This is a genomic window from Nocardia sp. NPDC102475 (genome assembly GCF_055584605.1).
Genome location: NZ_JBVJLS010000007.1, coordinates 93,443 through 111,187 on the forward strand (window position 1 = coordinate 93,443; position 17,745 = coordinate 111,187).

The 17,745-nt window shown below is 61.6% G+C and carries 15 protein-coding genes; 7 read left to right on the plus strand and 8 right to left on the minus strand.

Features of this window, described 5'->3' with window-relative positions; translation table 11 throughout:
* Positions 1 to 202 precede the first annotated feature (202 nt).
* Together ACZ60G_RS14850 and ACZ60G_RS14855 are read left to right on the plus strand one after the other, a co-directional pair.
* Entirely contained in the window at positions 203 to 1,081 is an 879-nt protein-coding gene (locus ACZ60G_RS14850) for a LysR family transcriptional regulator (RefSeq protein WP_465810665.1), read from the plus strand.
* Positions 1,081 to 1,953 carry a sulfurtransferase gene (locus tag ACZ60G_RS14855; protein ID WP_465810666.1) on the plus strand — a complete coding sequence of 291 codons (873 nt, stop codon included), beginning with the start codon at positions 1,081 to 1,083 and terminating at the stop codon, positions 1,951 to 1,953. The genes ACZ60G_RS14850 and ACZ60G_RS14855 overlap by 1 nt, the downstream gene beginning before the upstream one ends.
* A gap of 4 nt (positions 1,954 to 1,957) precedes the next feature.
* Here ACZ60G_RS14855 and ACZ60G_RS14860 read toward each other — a convergent pair whose 3' ends face one another.
* A complete protein-coding gene (locus tag ACZ60G_RS14860) occupies positions 1,958 to 3,310 on the minus strand; it encodes an FAD-binding oxidoreductase (protein ID WP_465810667.1) in 1,353 nt (450 codons plus the stop codon).
* Positions 3,311 to 3,615: 305 nt separating this feature from the next.
* On the opposite strand from ACZ60G_RS14860, the gene ACZ60G_RS14865 reads away from it, so the two are divergent.
* Together ACZ60G_RS14865 and ACZ60G_RS14870 are read left to right on the plus strand one after the other, a co-directional pair.
* On the plus strand, positions 3,616 to 3,993 hold the full coding sequence (locus ACZ60G_RS14865) for a cupin domain-containing protein (protein WP_465810668.1): 378 nt from the start codon (positions 3,616 to 3,618) through the stop codon (positions 3,991 to 3,993).
* 1,459 nt (positions 3,994 to 5,452) lie between these two features.
* On the plus strand, positions 5,453 to 6,373 hold the full coding sequence (locus tag ACZ60G_RS14870; RefSeq protein WP_465810669.1) for an aminoglycoside phosphotransferase family protein: 921 nt from the start codon (positions 5,453 to 5,455) through the stop codon (positions 6,371 to 6,373).
* 112 nt (positions 6,374 to 6,485) lie between these two features.
* On the opposite strand, the gene ACZ60G_RS14875 is transcribed toward ACZ60G_RS14870, so the two are convergent.
* From ACZ60G_RS14875 to ACZ60G_RS14905, 7 genes are all read right to left on the minus strand, one after another.
* Positions 6,486 to 6,986: a hypothetical protein gene (locus tag ACZ60G_RS14875; protein ID WP_465810670.1), complete on the minus strand. Its 501-nt coding sequence runs from the start codon at positions 6,984 to 6,986 to the stop codon at positions 6,486 to 6,488.
* A 139-nt stretch (positions 6,987 to 7,125) separates the two neighbouring features.
* Positions 7,126 to 7,428 carry a hypothetical protein gene (locus tag ACZ60G_RS14880; RefSeq protein WP_465810671.1) on the minus strand — a complete coding sequence of 101 codons (303 nt, stop codon included), beginning with the start codon at positions 7,426 to 7,428 and terminating at the stop codon, positions 7,126 to 7,128.
* A gap of 101 nt (positions 7,429 to 7,529) precedes the next feature.
* Complete coding sequence (locus tag ACZ60G_RS14885) at positions 7,530 to 8,927, minus strand: serine hydrolase (protein ID WP_465810672.1); 1,398 nt, start codon at positions 8,925 to 8,927, stop codon at positions 7,530 to 7,532.
* A gap of 13 nt (positions 8,928 to 8,940) precedes the next feature.
* Positions 8,941 to 10,947: a B12-binding domain-containing radical SAM protein gene (locus ACZ60G_RS14890; protein WP_465810673.1), complete on the minus strand. Its 2,007-nt coding sequence runs from the start codon at positions 10,945 to 10,947 to the stop codon at positions 8,941 to 8,943.
* A 226-nt stretch (positions 10,948 to 11,173) separates the two neighbouring features.
* A complete protein-coding gene (locus tag ACZ60G_RS14895) occupies positions 11,174 to 11,575 on the minus strand; it encodes a VOC family protein (RefSeq protein ID WP_465810674.1) in 402 nt (133 codons plus the stop codon).
* Complete coding sequence (locus ACZ60G_RS14900) at positions 11,572 to 12,396, minus strand: phosphosulfolactate synthase (RefSeq protein ID WP_465810675.1); 825 nt, start codon at positions 12,394 to 12,396, stop codon at positions 11,572 to 11,574. Before ACZ60G_RS14900 ends, ACZ60G_RS14895 begins: the two co-directional genes overlap by 4 nt.
* Complete coding sequence (locus ACZ60G_RS14905; RefSeq protein ID WP_465810676.1) at positions 12,390 to 13,781, minus strand: AMP-binding protein; 1,392 nt, start codon at positions 13,779 to 13,781, stop codon at positions 12,390 to 12,392. Before ACZ60G_RS14905 ends, ACZ60G_RS14900 begins: the two co-directional genes overlap by 7 nt.
* A 516-nt stretch (positions 13,782 to 14,297) precedes the next feature.
* Between ACZ60G_RS14905 and ACZ60G_RS14910 the strand changes: the two genes are divergently transcribed.
* Genes ACZ60G_RS14910 through ACZ60G_RS14920 form a run of 3 tightly spaced genes read left to right on the plus strand, consistent with a single transcriptional unit; the run spans position 14,298 to position 17,706 of the window.
* Positions 14,298 to 15,053, plus strand: coding sequence for a hypothetical protein (locus ACZ60G_RS14910; protein WP_465810677.1), 756 nt, complete (start codon positions 14,298 to 14,300; stop codon positions 15,051 to 15,053).
* Positions 15,050 to 16,849, plus strand: a complete 1,800-nt coding sequence (locus ACZ60G_RS14915) for an AMP-binding protein (RefSeq protein ID WP_465810678.1) — start codon at positions 15,050 to 15,052, stop codon at positions 16,847 to 16,849. The genes ACZ60G_RS14910 and ACZ60G_RS14915 overlap by 4 nt, the downstream gene beginning before the upstream one ends.
* Complete coding sequence (locus ACZ60G_RS14920; RefSeq protein ID WP_465810679.1) at positions 16,846 to 17,706, plus strand: TauD/TfdA family dioxygenase; 861 nt, start codon at positions 16,846 to 16,848, stop codon at positions 17,704 to 17,706. Before ACZ60G_RS14915 ends, ACZ60G_RS14920 begins: the two co-directional genes overlap by 4 nt.
* The last annotated feature ends 39 nt before the right edge of the window (positions 17,707 to 17,745 follow it).

Here is a 17,745-nt window from a genome sequence, read left to right on the forward strand (position 1 = left end):
ATGTCATGGTAGGAAGCCGGTGGTCGCCGAAACCAGAGTTTCGATCATGGTTTTCGATCGATATCGCCGATCGGAACCGATAGCCATAATGGCCCCGCTACCAGGACGTTCCGATCTCACAGATTCAAAGGGTGCGCAATTGCGACCGAATGTAGTTGCGTTGTGTCATCCGAATGTCGAGGCGGAGACAGGTGGGCGTGTAATGGCAGATCCCTTGGACTTGGTGCATCTACAGACCCTGGTGGCCATCGCCGACACAGGCGGATTCCGACGCGCGGCCGACGCCCTGCATTTGAGTCAGCCGACCGTCAGCCAGCATGTGCGGTTGCTGGAGCGGCGGCTGAAGCGGACACTCGTCGAAAAAGACGGCCGCGGTTCACGTTTCACCGTCGACGGCGAACGATTCGTGGTCGAGGCCCGCACGCTGCTCGCGTCACACGACCGGCTACTCGAACGCTTCGTCGTCGTGGATCCGAATCGGATCACCATCGGGTCCACCGAACACGCCGCCGATGGGCTGCTGCCGGAGTTGCTCAGTGTGCTGCGTAGCGCGTATCCGGATGTGTACCTGCACTTTCGAATCGACCGATCCACCAGCCTCGCCGAATCGGTGACCAAAGGCGCGCTCGATCTCGCGGTGGTGCTCGGCGGCAATGCCGAACCAGTCGGCGCGGAGGTCGGCGAACTCCAACTGCGCTGGGTCGCCGCCCCGGGCTGGCAATTGGCCGCCACCCGTGGCCCGATTTCCCTGGTGGCCTTCGATGAACCGTGCGGCTTGCGCAGACGTGCCCTGCACCGCCTCGCCGAGTTGGGCTACGACGTCTCGGTCGCCGCCGAATCCGCCGGCCTCGACGGTGTTCTGGCCGCCGCGCAGGCAGGCCTGGGCATCGCGCTGTTGCCGTTCCACGCGGCCATCCCGCGCGGTCTCGCGGAAGTGACCGATCTGCCGCCGATGGGATGCATCGACGTACGGCTGATAGCCCGACGTGGACTGGGACCCGATATCGAACTGACCGCCATCGAGGCGACCAGCACGCATTACCGGTCGCTGACCGGACGTCAACTGAGGGGAGTCGCGTAATGGGTACGCGCACAGACACACTGATCACCGTCGCGGAACTGGCCGAACGGATCGACGCAGGCGAACCAGTCACCATTCTGGATGTGCGCTGGCAACTGGACCAGCCCGACGGGCGCCTCGCCTACGGGGACGGCCACCTTCCCGGCGCGGTCGACGTCGATCTGGAAACCGAGTTGTCCGATCATTCGCGGCAGGGACGTGGCCGACATCCGCTCCCGAGCGGATCCGCCCTACAGGCCGCCGCGCGGCGCTGGGGCGCGCGCACCGGAGTGCCGATCGTGCTGTACGACAACTGGAATCGGGTGGGTTCGGCGCGGGCCTGGTGGATGCTGCGGGCCGCGGGCATTACCGACGTCCGGATTCTCGACGGTGGATTGGCCGCGTGGCGTGCGGCCGGCCGAGGACTCGAGACCGGTGGCGAACATCCACACGACGGTGATATCGAAGTACCACACGAAAACCTGTACGTCGGAGCGCTCCCGACATTGACCGCCGCGCAGTCCTCCGCCATCATCAACAGCGGCGTGCTGATAGACGCTCGCGCACCCGAACGATTCCGCGGGGAGTCCGAACCGGTAGACCTCGCCGCCGGACACATACCCGGCGCGCGCAACGTACCGAGCGGCGCACTCCTCGACGATCGCGGATTCTTCCGCCCCGTAGCAGAACTCGACGCATTGTTCACCGCCGCCGGAGTCCGCGACGCGGCCGCGGCGGGCGTCTACTGTGGGTCCGGCATCACCGCGGCGGTGAATATCGCCGCACTCCGGATCATCGGCATCGACGCCGCACTATTTCCTGGATCATGGTCGGAGTGGAGCACGGACCCCACTCGTCCGGTCGCGACCGGCGCGGCACAGGCACACGCCTGACCGGTCAGTCCACCTTCCCCGGATTGAACAGCCCCGAGGGGTCGAGCGCGGCGCGCACCGCACGCTGCACACGCAATGCGTCCGGCCCCAGTTCCTGCTCCAACCAGCGCCGCTTGAGCACGCCGACGCCGTGTTCGCCGGTGATTGTACCGCCCAATTCCAGTGCGGTTGCGAATATTTCGTCGGCGGCTGCGGCTGCGCGCCGCTCGGCCGCCGCATCCCCGGGCGGTACCACGATGATCGGATGCAGATTGCCGTCACCCGCATGGCCGAAGGTGTAGATCCGACTGCGGTGTCGCTCAGCGATGTCGGTGATACGGCGAACCGCATCCGCTATCCGAGTCCGCGGCACCGCGATATCCTCGATCAGCGCCCGGCCGTGCCGTTCCAGCGCGGGCAGCGCCGAACGACGCACCACGAGCAGTTCGTCGGCCACGTCAGGATCGTCACCGACCAGAACCCGGGAAGTGAATTGCCCGAAGGTGGATTCGATAATCCCGGCCTCCGCGTCGGCGCCGAATCCGTCGGTCTGCGCGACCACGAACGCACCGGCCGACTGCGCTCGAATACCCAGGAAGTCCTGTGCTTCGCACAGGGACCGCTCATCGAGCAACTCGAGCAGCGACGGCCGCACGCGCGCGGACAGCACCGCGGCCGTTGCAGCGGCAGCTTGCTCGACGTCCTCGAAATAGGCCGCGACAGTCACGGTGCGCACCGGAATCGGATGCAGCCGCACCGTCGCCTCGACGATAACGCCCAGCGTGCCCTCCGATCCGGTGAACAAACTGGTCAGATCCAGTCCCGCAACACCTTTCGCGGTACGCCGCCCTGTGTGGATCAGTCGGCCATCGGCGAGGACAACGCTCAACCCGAGCACCGAATCACCGGTGACGCCGTACTTGACGCAGCGCAGACCACCAGCATTGGTGGCGATATTGCCGCCGATAGTAGAGATGGCGACGCTGGCCGGATCGGGAACGTAGCGCAGGCCGCGCCGCCCGGCTTCGGCGTCGAGTTCCGCCGCGCTGACACCGGCCTGCACCACCGCGAGCTCATCGGCAGCTGCGATCTCGAGTATGCCGTCCAGACGGCTCACATCCAGAATCAACGATCCCGCACCGGCACTCGCGCCACCCGCCAACCCACTGCCACCACCCCGTACGACCACCGTCAGTCCGGCCTCGGCCGCGAGAACCACCGCCCGCCGCACATCGTCGACGTCTGCGGCGACGACCAGCACCTCCGGCACACTCGACGGCGCATAGCCGGACCGGTCGCTCCGGTAGGCGACCGGTATGTGCTCGCCGACATAGACGGCACCGGAGATGGACGCCGTCCAGGTGGTCGAAACAGACATCGAACGCGCTCCTATTCGGTGATGTGATCCCCACGGGAACCGGCCATTCATCATCTCCGAGCACGGCGTGCACCGATAACCCAGGAATGATCGAATTATCCGATAGGTGCCGCCTAATCCCGGAAATGACGAGCTCTATCCGATCGAGTCGACGATAGAATTCGAGCTCGATCCCGACCCAAAGGCAGCACGTGACAGCGAATGAACCACAACCGAATTCGTCGGCCGACGGCACCTGGCGCGATACCGGGGTGCGTGTCATCAAGTCGGATCAACTCGATACGAATACCTCGCAGACGCCGGGAATGAACCGCGCCGCGGCGATCAATGCCGCGCGAGTCGGTGCCCAGCAGATCTGGGCCGGCACGGTTACGATCCACCCGAACGCCAAGACCGGCGCGCACCATCACGGTGCGCTGGAGAGCGTCATCTATGTCATCCGAGGACGCGCTCGAATGCGCTGGGGCGAGCGGCTCGAGTTCGTTGCCGAGGCAGAGCCCGGCGATTTTATCTTCGTACCGCCCTACGTCCCGCACCAAGAAATCAACGCCAGCACCGACGAGCCCCTCGAATGCGTTCTGGTACGCAGCGATAGCGAAGCAATCGTCGTCAACCTCGACATCGAACCCGTGGAGAAACCCGACACCGTCCACTGGATCGACCCGCTCCACCGACAGCCGTGAATTCAGCCAGGCCGAGCTCGGCGACTCGACGCAGAAAGTATCGCGCCAACCGCACGCACGCAGGCATTCACCGTCTCCGCAGGTCGAGAGGTGCGGTTAGCCCGCGTGTCCCCTTCGGACATGAACCCCAACAGAAGTCCGGATTCGGTCTTGCCCGGCGCCGCCACCGCGACCTTCGTGGGGTGCACTGGCAGACATGGCGACAGGGCTTCGGGACGGCCGCCCAGCGATCTCGCACGGCGACCTCGCCGTTCCCATCCGAGCCGCGAACTCTTCCGACAGACCATGGGCGCAGTCCGGGTGCTGGTGGCCGGAACCGGTTAGCACGATGCGTCTTCCGCGGTCCGGACACCCGTCAACGCTTGGGATAGATCGGGTTCGAGCCCGCCTCCACGATCGGGCGCCTCACCTTCCGGGAGCCTTCGAGGTCTGCGACATGCCGGCGCCGTGCGGGTGCGCTGGGATCGCAAACAGCTCAGCAGCAAGGCCATCAAGCCGCGTTGACTTCATCGTAGGGCGCTGCACGTTCTCGCTTGGGTCTTGGACCTGTTGAGACACGGGGATCCGACGGGGCTGGAATGACGCCGAGGCGGTCACACTGGCCAACATCGCGCGGGGTCGAACGCACCTCTGTTACGCCACCGCCCGCGCCTACGCAGGCCACCACACGCACTCTAACCACCACGGTGCCGGTCGCCACAAAAGACGACCGGCACCAACCGCGGCAGCTTCCACCAACAATTTTGCCCACGCCACAACACATTTGAAGCAGAAAACCCCCGCAGCCGAACCAACCGTCAGAACCCTACGCCAGCCTCCGCCACTCAGCTAATTACAACGAAGTATTGAAAGCTATTGCAGCTCAATAGTATTGAGACAGAGCAACATGATCATAGAGTCGGTGCTACGCTCTAGCGACGCACAATAGACGTACTCGTGCACACATTTGCACAAATATTGTTGCCGATCGGTGATCGATTCCCCTCTCGCGCATTACTCGAGCACGTATTTGCATCAAATTTGATGCAAATACGTGCTCGATCACCTCCTCGCGCACGTTCTCCTCTCACTCGAGCGGTCAGCCGTGGCACAGATGCGACAGCGAAGCCGCTCGCGGCACATATTTCCGTCATCGGTGACACATCTGCGTGCGCGAGTAGAAGTTCGTTCGCCCCTCTGACACACGGCAACGGCACAACTGAGACAGGCGCGTGCACGAGCGATCCCTCGCACACCCCCGCATGCGCAGTTGAGCCATACGCAATGTTTGCTGGACAGCGCCAACGACCCATGGTGTCACCCCAGGCCGATCCCTGACGCCGATACACCGACCGCTGGATCTGACCAAGGCAGCGTTCGATATCGACTATGTGGGAAGTCTCATCGACTCGAGGTATCGGTGCACTGCACGACCGGAAATCATTTGTCAGGAACAGTCGGTGACACCGAGGATGGCTCGATGGCTGACTCAGCGGACGGTCGCGCCGGAATCGACGCGGCCTTGGTCGAACGCCTGCTCGCGGCACAGTTTCCGCAATGGCGCCACCTACCGGTCACACCGGTCGACCACGACGGCTGGGACAACCGCACCTACCGCTTGGGCGACGACATGACCGTCAGGCTGCCGACCGCGGCCGGCTACGCGACCGCCATCGCCAAGGAAAGCCACTGGTTACCGCGGCTGGCTCCCGCACTACCGATATCAGTGCCTACCATCCTCGCTGACGGCGCCCCAGACCTCGGCTACCCGTTTCCATGGTCGGTGCGTCGCTGGATCCCCGGCGACACCGCCGACCGAGCCCACATCGACACCATGACCGAATTCGCGGTCTCCGTCGCGGAATTCATCCGCGCCCTGCAACAATGCGACACCACCGCAGCCCCGATCGCCGGCGCGCACAGCTTCTACCGAGGCAGATCACCTCGCCACTACGACCAACAGACCCGCCACTGCCTCACCACGATCAACGACAGCATCGACACCGCCACGGCCACCGCTGTCTGGGAAAACGCCCTGGCCACCGACTGGGACCGAAGCCCGGTATGGTTCCACGGCGACATCGCCCCCAGCAACCTGCTCGTCGACGCCGGAAACCTCACAGCGGTCATCGACTTCGGCACCTGCGGGGTCGGCGACCCCGCCTGCGACCTGACCCTGGCATGGACGATGCTGTCCGGAAACAACCGCGAAGCCTTTGCCCGAACAGTCGACCAGGACAAGGGCACGTGGGCTCGCGCTCGCGGCTGGGCACTCTGGAAGGCGCTGCTGGCCCTGACAGACCGCGAAGCCGCCGACCACGACCAAGACACCCGGACTCGGCACCTGATCAACGAAATCCTCACCGATCACAGCCAATTCGGCCAGACCTACATTGATTGAGACTCGACTCAGACGGGACAAGGCCTAACACCTAAGGCCTCCCAACCACGGCCACCACCGTCGAAATTCGTGAACAACTCCGCCCCGCGGACCACCCAAGTGCCGTCGAGGTTCACGAACAACCGCCGTCAGCAATGACGGACGAAGCCACAGCACCCGACATCGGCAATGGTCGGATGCGCTGCCGTTTAAGGGTTTCCAGCGCGGCCTGCACCATCGAAAGAGTCGACATCCACGCCTCGTCCCGCTGGATACCGATTCGAGTGAGGTGCATCATGGCGATCAACCATGCGCAGGGCAGGCCAGGAAGCTGAGCATCGCCAGGACAGCGCAGGCCAGTCTGCGCGAAGATCTGTTCGGGATCTGTCCCATAGATCGAGCGGTACTCCTTGGCGAAGGCGCGGCTGCCGAGCAGGCGCCAGGCGAGTCTGGCGGCGAACGGCATGTCGGCGAGGAACTTTCGGCGTTCGGCCCCTTGCAGGATGAAGCCGAGGAAGACCAACTGCCGGTCCTTGGGCACGGCGGCGCGTCCCCGTTCGCCGAGCGCCGCCCACACGCGGGCGGTCATGACGCGTCCGGCGAGCGAGAGGATCAGTCCCTCCTCCTCGGCCATATGCTCGTCGAGAGCGGCGACAGCAGCGTGGCCACGGGATGCCCGCGCCTCAGGATGCGGCGATGCGGCGAATAAGGACTTGGCTGTTAGAGGCATTCGACCGATCAGAGGTTGGAATGGTGCCTGATCGGCAGCCCGACTACCGCAAGCGCTCACCCAACCGATCGAACCGGTTCCCCAGCTCCGTGTAGATCTCCAACCACCCACCGCTGGCCGCGATCTCACACAACGGCCCGGTCGGTGCGAAGAGATATCGGAGATCGGACAACCTACTCATATCCTCCCGCCGCATCCGGGCAGCGTGATCCGTCAAATCGCCGACGACTTCCCCGTAATCCACATACCGCGACTGCCAGCTCAGATCCTGCTGCTCGGTCGCTACGATCGCCAGAACACGATCGAGTATGTCGGCTATCGCCGCCGCGCCCGACTGCACAGCCAAAAATCTACGTCCTCACCGAGCAGCCCGCCGTACAGTGTGATCGGTTCGGATCGCAAGAATATCCGACCGCGCTCGCCATTTCATGATCTCTGAATGCCAAATCATGCGCCCAGGCCAAGTTCGGTGTAGACGGCATCGCTGATCTGGTGCCAAATCACCTTGCCGACGACCCGTCCCGGCAGACCAATACCATTGAACGCGACGACTAGCTCGTGATCGGGATCAGAGTAGGCCATGGGGGAGGAGCCGTGCCCCTGATGCCCGAATGTCCGACCGCCCGTATGCGACCCGAAGTACGCGAATTCACTTCCATGTCTTCGACTCTCCAGCGTTACTCCCAACCCGAAGTCCACCAGTGGCGCCTCCTGGAAGTAACTGGGCCGCTGCGGCCGGGTCATCTCGCGGGCGGCACGACTATCCAACGGCCCTGCCGAGCCCGCCCAATCGCCGTTTGTTAGCTGCGCGCACACATACTCGTAGAACTTCGCCATACCGCGCGCGCTTGCCCACAGTCCTTGGCTAGGGTCAAGCCCTCTGTGGAATTCCGGGCGGGTGAACCGCGTGCGATCAACAACATTGTCCACTACTCGGCCCGATTCGTCGTAGCGGGCGCTTCGCGGGGAATGATAGGTCGCTACCCGCTCGCCGAAACGCACCAGTTGCTCGTCCGAAAAGCCGTAGTAGGCCTCGATTCCTAGCGGTTCGATAACCTCGTCGGCGACATATCGATCAAAACGCCGGCCATCGATTCGTCGAATTACTTCCGCCAGAAGCAGCCAGGATAGGCCAGACACTGAATAGGACGGCTGTAGGCCTGGTCGATCGGCCCCGTGCAGCCGCGCTGTGAGTGCCAGACGTGTCGCATGATCGTAGCCGTCCACAATTGGGTCGATGGACAGGCGACCATCCACCAGCAGTCGGCCGGACGTGTGCGTGAGCAGGTGACGGCATGAGAACACCGAGCCTGCCGCAAATTCGGGCAGGTAATGCGAGATAGGGGCGTCGAGATCCACCGAACCCGCACCCCATAGCTTGAGGATGGCGGCGGCCAGCAACGGTTTTCCACCACTGAACCACGGCAGCAGGTCATCGCCAGTCATGTCCGTACCACCGTCGCGGCTCCCTTTAGCTAGATCACACACGACCTCACCAGCCACCGAGACATAGAGCTGTACCCCGAGATGGCGCGCTTCGCCGATGGCCTGGTCGACGGCGTCGGACACGGCACTCACCGCTGCTGCGGTGTTGCTAGGCCGCGACTGGGCAGCGTGCAATGCTGTCAAGTAGCTAGCGAAGCTGCGGGCGGTCGGCGCGGTGATAAAGACGTCCAACGGGACCTGGACGCCATACTGGCCGCGAGTTCGTGCGAGCATCTGCAATGCGAACAAAGACCTGCCACCCGCAGCGAAGAAGTCTGTGTCGGGCCCTAGGTCGGGCGCGTCCAGCAGGTCCCGCCACAGCTTGACCACTGCATCCAACAGCGCCGCACGGTCAGGCATTTTGGCCACCGCGTCACGAGTCGATCTTGGTTCGCGCCGTGACACTGTCCACCTCCACCTGACCATGGGGGAGGCCGTCACCGTAGGCGAGATGGCGACGCCGATTCGAGTTGGTGCTGGCGAAGCTACGCAGGTACGTCCGTCGTATGTCTTCCTGCGGCTCGTCCCACAGTCGCTGGTAGTAATCGTATCCCTGGATGTACAGCATAAATTGGCCCGGATTGTCTAGCTCGAACTCCGTAAGTGGCTGTTTGAAATTGGACTCCTTCCACCGCACCACATCGAAACGCGACCGAAGCACAATCTTCTCCGGCACCCGCTCGTGCAGCGGGATGAACGCCAGTTCCGTGATCTGCACGACCACATCGAGCTGCTCGGCGAACGAATCCGCGGAGAATCCGGTGGCTTTCTCCTTGAACGCCCGCAGACCAGTCTCGGCGAACTCTCTTACGACGTCCTCGAATCGACCCTCAGTGAACAAATCACTGAAGACCGCATATTGGAAACGCATAGCCCCGAACTGATTGTCCGTCACTTGCTCGGGCCTGCGAGCCACCGCCTCCCGAATGAGCTCCGCAACCTCATCGCGGCTGTTACCCATCATCGCTCGATGTCCATCGACGAACCGAGTAGCAAAGGCGGCCAGCACAGGACTCCGGTCGGGATCGGCGAGCATGACTCGGATTATCGATGTTGCCCGGATGCCGTGGCTCTCGAAGAAGAATACCAACTCACGCAACCATCCATAGAATAGAGCGAAGTTGAAGAAGAATATGAACTTGAAAAAGTTAAGGTACTCCTTTTCCGGGATCGTCGAGGTCTCGATAACGATCTCGTCCACCTCAAAATTCTGCCTCCCGCCATATTCCGAATAACCGTTCTCGGAGAGCGCAAAACGTGTCTTGATTCCGAACCGGTCGCGGTATTCGTCGAATGCCATCTCCGCCTGATCGAGGATATTCAACGCGTATATCACAACGTTGTCGAATCGGAAATCTAGAATTTTATCGAGCGAGTTTATGAACGACTCGATCGACTCGCCAGGCAATCCGAAGATCAGTTCGGTAGATAAGACGAGACCGTGCTCGCGTGCAAACGCCGCTGCTTCCTCGATCATCGTGTCCTTGATGTTGACCCGCTTGATGTTCTTCAACACCTGTTTGTCCAGCGACTGGAAACTGATATTGAGCGGAATCAGATCCTTCATCAGAAGGGTTACCTCACGGACGTTGCGGGTGAGGTGCTTGTCTGTATATACCTGAACGACCGAAGGGTAGGAGTATTCATCTTTGACTGCACGTATGTGCCGCGCGATCGCTACATCCCTGGGCAAGATTCCGAAGTTCTCGTCGGCGATCCGCAGCATCGGATTGGTGGTCCGCGCTCGAATGTAATCGATTTCCGCCTTCACCCGCTCTATGTCGAAAGCACGCAGCTTCGACCACCAATCATGGCCGGCGACACAGAAGGTGCATCCGTACGGGCAGCCGCGCGAGGTCTGCAATAGCGGTATATACTCCGGGTCGCTCAAGTACTCATCGCAGAGTCCGGTCAGGTAGGGCGACGGAATATCGTCCAGATTGCCGACTCGCCCCAAGGGGTCACCCTGCAATACTTGTCCGTCCCGAGTTAGCGAATAACACCCGTCCACCACGGTACCGACCACGTCGTACGGGTTTTTCAGCCTTAGGCAGGCCGCGACCAGGTTCGAGACCGGCTGCTCCCCTTCCCTGGAAATGAAGAAGTCCACCGCGGGCTTGCGGCGCATCGCCGCATCGGCTATGGACTTCTCGGTCGGAATATTTGGCCCGGCAACCGCGATCACCACCTGCGGATATCGATCCTTCAGGGCTGCAATGACAGAATCGGTCAGGCCTGTGTTCCATGAATAGTTACCGAAGGCGAAGATGTCTGGCACGCCCTCGGCCAATGCGGCGTCCACCTGTTCGACCGTGGTGAGCTGCCGGATGCGAATGGATTCACCGAATTTTGAGCGCAGGTACGCATGCACGTATGTCATACCGAGCGGAACAGTTACACGCAGATTCTTTCCGAACGTGCTATGCAAATGTGCTAGATAGACGACCAGAGGGCGGTCTCCCCGCCGCCCCGGAAAGGAGGGGTTCGACATGAACTGCAGATCAGCGGATCCCTGCCCAACCCCTGCCGCCGATGATATCGGGTTCAAAATATCGCTCCTAACAATCGCAGGCCAATCGGATCCCTCGGTAGGCCGCGTGAAGTTCTCAGTACATCATTCGAGGATCGACATAATGCTTGAATTCGAGCAGATTCTCGGTGGGGTCGATCAACACTAGTGTGCTGTGCTCTTCTACAGTGTCCGGGAAGCGCAACTGCTGCTCACGAAAAACTGGCACCTTCCGCAGATCGACAAGTCGCAGCAGAGCATCGAAATCCGCGCGGTCGCGAAACGTGATTCCGAAGTGACGGGGATAGAGGGCCGGGGCAGCATGCGGCTCGTCCGGCGAGAGATGGCAGACCAGCTGATCACCGAAGAAATCAAACGTAAGTCTATCGTCGTATCGGCGGGCCAGCTGGCATCCCAGCAGCTGCCTGTAGAAGTGTTCCGCAGTTTCCAAGCTACGAGTCGGAACCGCGATATGAAAAGCGTCGTTGGGTGATCTCATCGAACCTCCCGATCGCCGCTCCGCGACAGCGCATGTCGGGGAGCTTCAATATTCTCATGGTGATCCATCAGAGTGTCGGAACGCAGACCCAGTCGGAGCGTCTCCAATGGAATGACGTCCAGAAGTCCGATATTGCCGAGGTTTACTTCCGGTCCTACTCGTTTGACAAAATAGGTCTGCAGCTTGGTTGTCGGCGTCTCGAAGATCAGGTTCTCGCTATTTATGCTCGATCCCAAGATGTCCTCGATTAGACCGAACCTGAGCTCGCCGTCATTGCGGCAGATTCCACTAGTGGCGGACTCACGGGATTCCAGTAGCACTCGTTTTGCGCCGGCGGCAAGGTCCGACTCGATCGCCTCGACCCACTGGCTCGGCGAGAAGAGCTCCGAACGCGGATGGTCCTTGAATCCGACCTCCGCAAGAACTTCGAAGTCCCGCGCAAAATACTCGATGTATTTGCCCTTTGCCTCGATGTCGATATCTACTGTCCCGTTCGAGATCTCAACCAACCGGCATCCATAGTTTATGCATAAGCGACGGTACTGTTCGGAGCACTCCTGGCTCACATACTTCTCGAATAATGTCCCGCCGAACAGAAAATCAACGCCATGATGGCGCAGGACATCGATCTTGCGCTGAAGACTTTCCGTTACCAGGGCAGTCCCCCAGCCAAACTTCACGACGTCGATGTAGCATCCGCTGCTTTCGATAGCATCCTGGAATAGACCGATAGGGAGCCCGGAATCGATACAGACAGTCAGTCCCCTGTTCCTCGGCTTGTGCTGCCGTTCAGGCAGCCGCAGTACATCGACGGTCACCATCGCGGCCTCTGCTCATCGCTCACCAGTTGGGCCTTCTGGACCTTGCCGAGCTGGTTTCGCGGCAATGCGTCGACTAGATGAATCTCCAGCGGCCGCTTGTGTGGCGACAACAACTGTGCGGCATGCTCGTGGAGCGCGCGCTTCTCAACACGCACGGAGGTGACGACCCAAGCGGTTACCTTCTCCCCGAGGACGTCGTCGTGCACGCCGAGTACCGCGACCTCGCGCACCGCATGATGACTGGTCAAGGCGTCCTCGACCTCACCAGCGCCCACCCGATACCCGGCCGTCTTGATCAGGTCTGTAGCAAGCCGACCCACCAACCGCAACGAGTCTTCTTCCCAACGCCCGAGATCACCGGTGGCGAACCAACCATCAGTTTCGAATGGAGACGGTCGCCCCAGGTAGCCGAGAAATAGATTGGGACCGCGGACGACAACCTCACCCACATCGTCTCCGAGCCCAACGTCGCGCAGGTCGACTTCGACGCCTGGAAGTGGCCGCCCGAGGAGTCCAGGGCCCCGGCGATCGCCCACCCGGGGCGCGGTATTCACCAACGTTTCGGTCAACGCATAGCGGTCGAAGACCTGCAGTCCGGCCGTGTCTGCGATGCGGTTATACACAGTTGCTGACAACGGCGCCGCGCCGCTGGCGAACAGCCTGGCCCCCCGCATGTCCCGCAACTCGCTGTCAGTGAGCAGCGACCAGAGCGCAGGCACGCCGAAATACATGGTTGCCCGAGGCACTGGACGCAGCACGCCGTTGGTGTAAACGAGCGGTGAACCTACTCTCAATGGTCCAAAGGCACCAAAAACCAGCCCGTGCACATGCGACAGCGGCAAGCCGTGGCTCAGGGTGTCCGTTCGCCCCCACTCCCAGGCCGCCGCCAGTTGATCCAGGTCGAACGCGAGAGCATGTCGGGAATGCACGACCCCTTTCGGCGGCCCGGTCGAGCCGGAGGTATACAGCACGAGAGCAGGCTGGTCGTCTATGCGATCGTAAGTAGGCAACGAGGCTCGGCCGGTCAAGTCCACCTGATCGACTATCAGGTCGGGCGCGCAGTCATCCAGCACGTGATTCCGCTCTGGGGTGGACAGCGTCGAGACCAACGGGACAGCAGCTGCGCCAGCGGCCACTACGCCCGCAACCGCGACAATCATCGCCAACGGATCGTCTGTGGAGACCCCGACGCGGCGGGCGCCGGCGACTCGGGCAGCGACCGCGCCTGCCGCGCCTGCCAACTCCGCGCCACGCAGGCAGCGGTCGTCGAAATTCAATTCGGCCGTTCCCTCATGAAGCGCGGCCAGCAGCAGACTATCCGCATGCGTCACGGCAAAGGTCATTTGTCTCTCAATCCTAATAGCTTCGGCCCGCGCTAATGCCATACGGTTCGCTCTGGTTCAAGTCATTGGAGACTTGTTAGCAATTTTCAGACAGCCGTCACTCGCAGTTGCGCCTCAAATATCACAGCTGTCTCATCCACAGCGTGTAGCGCAGTAAGTATCCCCCAAATCGAAGCCCTCGAACCTTTCCGACACTCTACGACTTAAACAGAAGTACCACCAGCCGAAACTCGTGTCAACATATCGAATTCGACGCTACCCGAACTAGCGCCGTTATCATCAAGGTCGTCAATGGTCAATATTTTGGATCTCCGAAATTTGCCGACATGCGAACCCCGACCTCGGTGTGGGAAGCTGTCGCCGGATAGGATCGGCAACTTACGAAAGCCGTTGTCCGCCAACGATCTGTACGCTGGGCACCACTGGTGAATCATGAGCAGGATCTATCGCCCGAGCGGTGTCCTCCATGAAAGAAATCTGCGCAGCATGGAGATTGGGTACGTGGTTACTCATATCGGCGGATACCGTGACTGAAATGGGGGAGGGAGTGCCAACCGCATGGTCGGAAAGCTAAAGAAAACACCAGACGACGAGAACGAAATTCAGGATGTGCTGGAATTTCGAGATGCTGGCCGTTGCCGAGTAACTCCGGTCGCCGTATTCGCACCGGAAGTAGCATTAGCAGTAGTTGACACATTGACGATGATCGTCCGAACGGCTCATGCGAGCCCCGCTGCTACCATTTCGGACAGCGACGGCGTGGTCCGTGCGCAAACCTTCGAAGAAGGCGACGTCTACATGCTGGAGTCGCCATTCGATGGCTACTTCGCAGACCGTTATCTGATGGACTTCTACGACGTCAACAAACGCGACATCTGTTCGCGTATGCACCTGCATACCGGCCTTCGGTTCGTCCGAATGATGACGGGCCCCAGCACTCGCATACGGGTTTCGAGCCTGTCACCCTTCATGATCACCGACGTCGAAGGAGTCACTCCGTTTGCTCCGAGGACATTCGTCGACGACCTACCTGATGCCCCGGGCGATGCGCCCGTCACCCGCTACAACCTCCTAGTCGACGAGAACTCCTGGGTTGACATGCAAATCCCGCGCGGAGTCTCCCACCAGTTCAATGCGATAGGGCCGCATGCGGTGATCGATTCCGTGCACCCTGAGGAGTCGATCGAGACCTTCCGCGAGAAGATGTCGGGCTACAAGATGATGGCGCAGACGATCTTCCTCGCCCAGGAACTCCCCGTAGCGAGTACTTGTAGCAATCTGCCCGGCCCGGTGAACGGAAACCCGATCTCATGACCGACGGGATCGATGACCGTGTCAGTACGCTCATCGCCGGTATCACCACCCCGGCGATCGCGCCGCTTGTCACTGGCGAGCTGACGGAAACATTAGATTCCCTGGCCATCGTGACGCTGGTGGTACAACTGGAGAAAGAATTCAAGATTGCCATACCCGCCGAACACATCACCCCGGATCGGTTCGGGTCGGTGACGGCAATCGCCGACGTAGTCCGCACAAGTGCGGCGCATACACTGTCCGCGGGCGAGGAACTGTCGGCCGACAGCGACGGCCACCATGCCGAAACCATCATCGACGTGCTCCGTGACCGTGCCGCAATAACACCCGACGCAGTATTTCTCACCTGGTTGCCAACCTACGGCGAACCGGAAGCGCTCACTTATGGTGCGCTCGACGCACGGAGCCGCGCGATGGCAGCCCAGTTAGCGGGTCCGGACGGGTTCGAGGGAGCGCGGGTCGGCCTGCTTGCCGGAAACGATATCGAGACAGTTGTTGCACTGTTCGCAGTGATTCGTGCAGGTGGCACGTGTTTGTTCCTGAACCCGGCCGACCCGGCCGACCGGCTGCGCACAATCCTGGCCGCTCATCCAACATCGGCCGTGCTTTGCTCGCCTCATCTGCCCGGGATCCCAGACGACTTGGCCAAACCGATTCCATCCTCGGTCCGGACCGCTGCGGACCGTGATCTGGATCAACCGCTCGCGTCGAGCGCCGCCGCGTTCATGTTCGGCACGTCTGGATCCACCGCCGCCAGCAAATTCGTCATTCAGAGCCATCGAGCCGTCCTTGCCAATGCGCAGGGTCTGCGACGCCACCACAATCTCGGCCCCGGCGACATCATCGCTGGCGGGCTTCCGGTACATCACGTAAACGGCGTGCACTTCACCTTGCTCGGCGTGCTGAACGCCGGGGCGCATGTCTTGCTGCCGCAGACCTTCTCACCCTTGACCTACCGCACTGTGCTGGACGCATACCAACCGCGAATCGCGAGCGTGGTGCCCAGCGTGCTGGAGGCGCTACTGGCGACCGGTCGCGGTTGGAGACCGCCGGAGTCATTGCAGTACGTCGTGAGCGCCGCTGCGCCGCTCAGCGCCTCACTAGCACGCCGGGTGATGGATGCGTTCGGTCTACGGGTGGTGCAAGGCTACGGCCTGACCGAAACGACCAACTTCTCGACCACACTGCCAGTCGACCTCTCCGACGAGCACTATGCCGCGCTAATGCTGGACACCGAAATTCCCACTGTGGGTGTCGCCTTCCCAGGCAACGAGGTCGAGGTGCTGTCCCGAACCGGCGACTTGCTCGATGCCAATAAGGTGGGCGAGATCTGCATGCGTGGCCCCAGTGTCATGGATTGCTACGCCAACGCACCCGACCTGACTCGAGACACATTCGCCAGGGGGTGGTTCCACAGCGGCGACCTTGGGTACTGGCGCTTCGGCCCAGATGGTCGCAGATACTACGTTCTCACCGGCCGAACCAAGAACATCGCCAAGGTACGAGGGGAAGCTGTCTCGCTGGAGGAACTCGAGCACACGCTGCTCGCACTGCCCACAGTTGCCGACGCTGGATGCGTCGCCGTGCCACACACATTGTTGGGTGAGGAGATCATCGCGATGATCAGCCTGCGTGCTGGCGGTGTGGAGGAGGTCCGCGCCCAACTCGCAACCGCAGTGTCCCCCAACGCACTCCCTCGCCGCTGGCACGAAGTACACGCACTGCCACGTACAGCAACCGGCAAACTGCAGCGTGGCGTCATCCTGACCTGGCTCAACGCGGAGACCACGCGATGAGAGGTACATTCCGCGAGCGCCCCGACCATCCCCACGTCGCGCTGCGCCAGCGATTACTCGGCCACAACCGCACCCTTACGACTCCGTTGCCCCCCATTTCGATAGCCGCCGCCGAGGTCGACACAATCGGCCGACGTGCACGTACACAGCTGGACTCGCACGGCGCGGCCCTTGTCGCTTTGGACCGCCCAATGACAAACGCCGAGCTCCTGGCATTCGGCGCAATGCTTGGCACCGCCCAGGCGGAGCAGTCGAATGCCGTTCAGCAGTTTGTCGAGCACCAGGTCATCCTCAATCTGACAGCAAGTCGACCGGCAACCTCCGATCCGGACCTGCAACCGTTCGCCACCAACTGGATAACGCTGCATTCCGAGCGCAGCGGCGCACCCGTGTCGGTTCAACCCCGTTTCATCACACTTTTGTGTGTAGCTGCGGGCGCGGGTACCCGAGCCACGACCATCCTCGTCCCGATGCAAGCGGTGTTCGATGCCCTTGCTGACAGCGATCGCATGATCCTCGCGGCCACCCGGTACGCCGACAATGGCGACGGCGCGCCACTGCTACGTGAGGACGCTGACCGCCCTGTCTTCTCCGTTCGTGACTTCCACGACCAGCCGCTGAACTGGGAGTATCACGGTGCAGTCGCTTCAGAAATCGATGAAGTCGACACAACGCTGAGTCGGCTATATACGGCGATGTATAACAGCGTCTGCTTTGGAATCACCTGGCGGCCAGGGCTGCTGGTGGTCATCGACAACACCGTGTTCTTCCACGGACGGACCGCGAGCGGCCCACCGAACGACGAAGAACCACGACACCTGAAACGACTTCGGGTCACCGCAATGGCGGCATCATGACCAGCCCTGGCCTGTTCGCCGTCCCAACGCCGTTCGCCC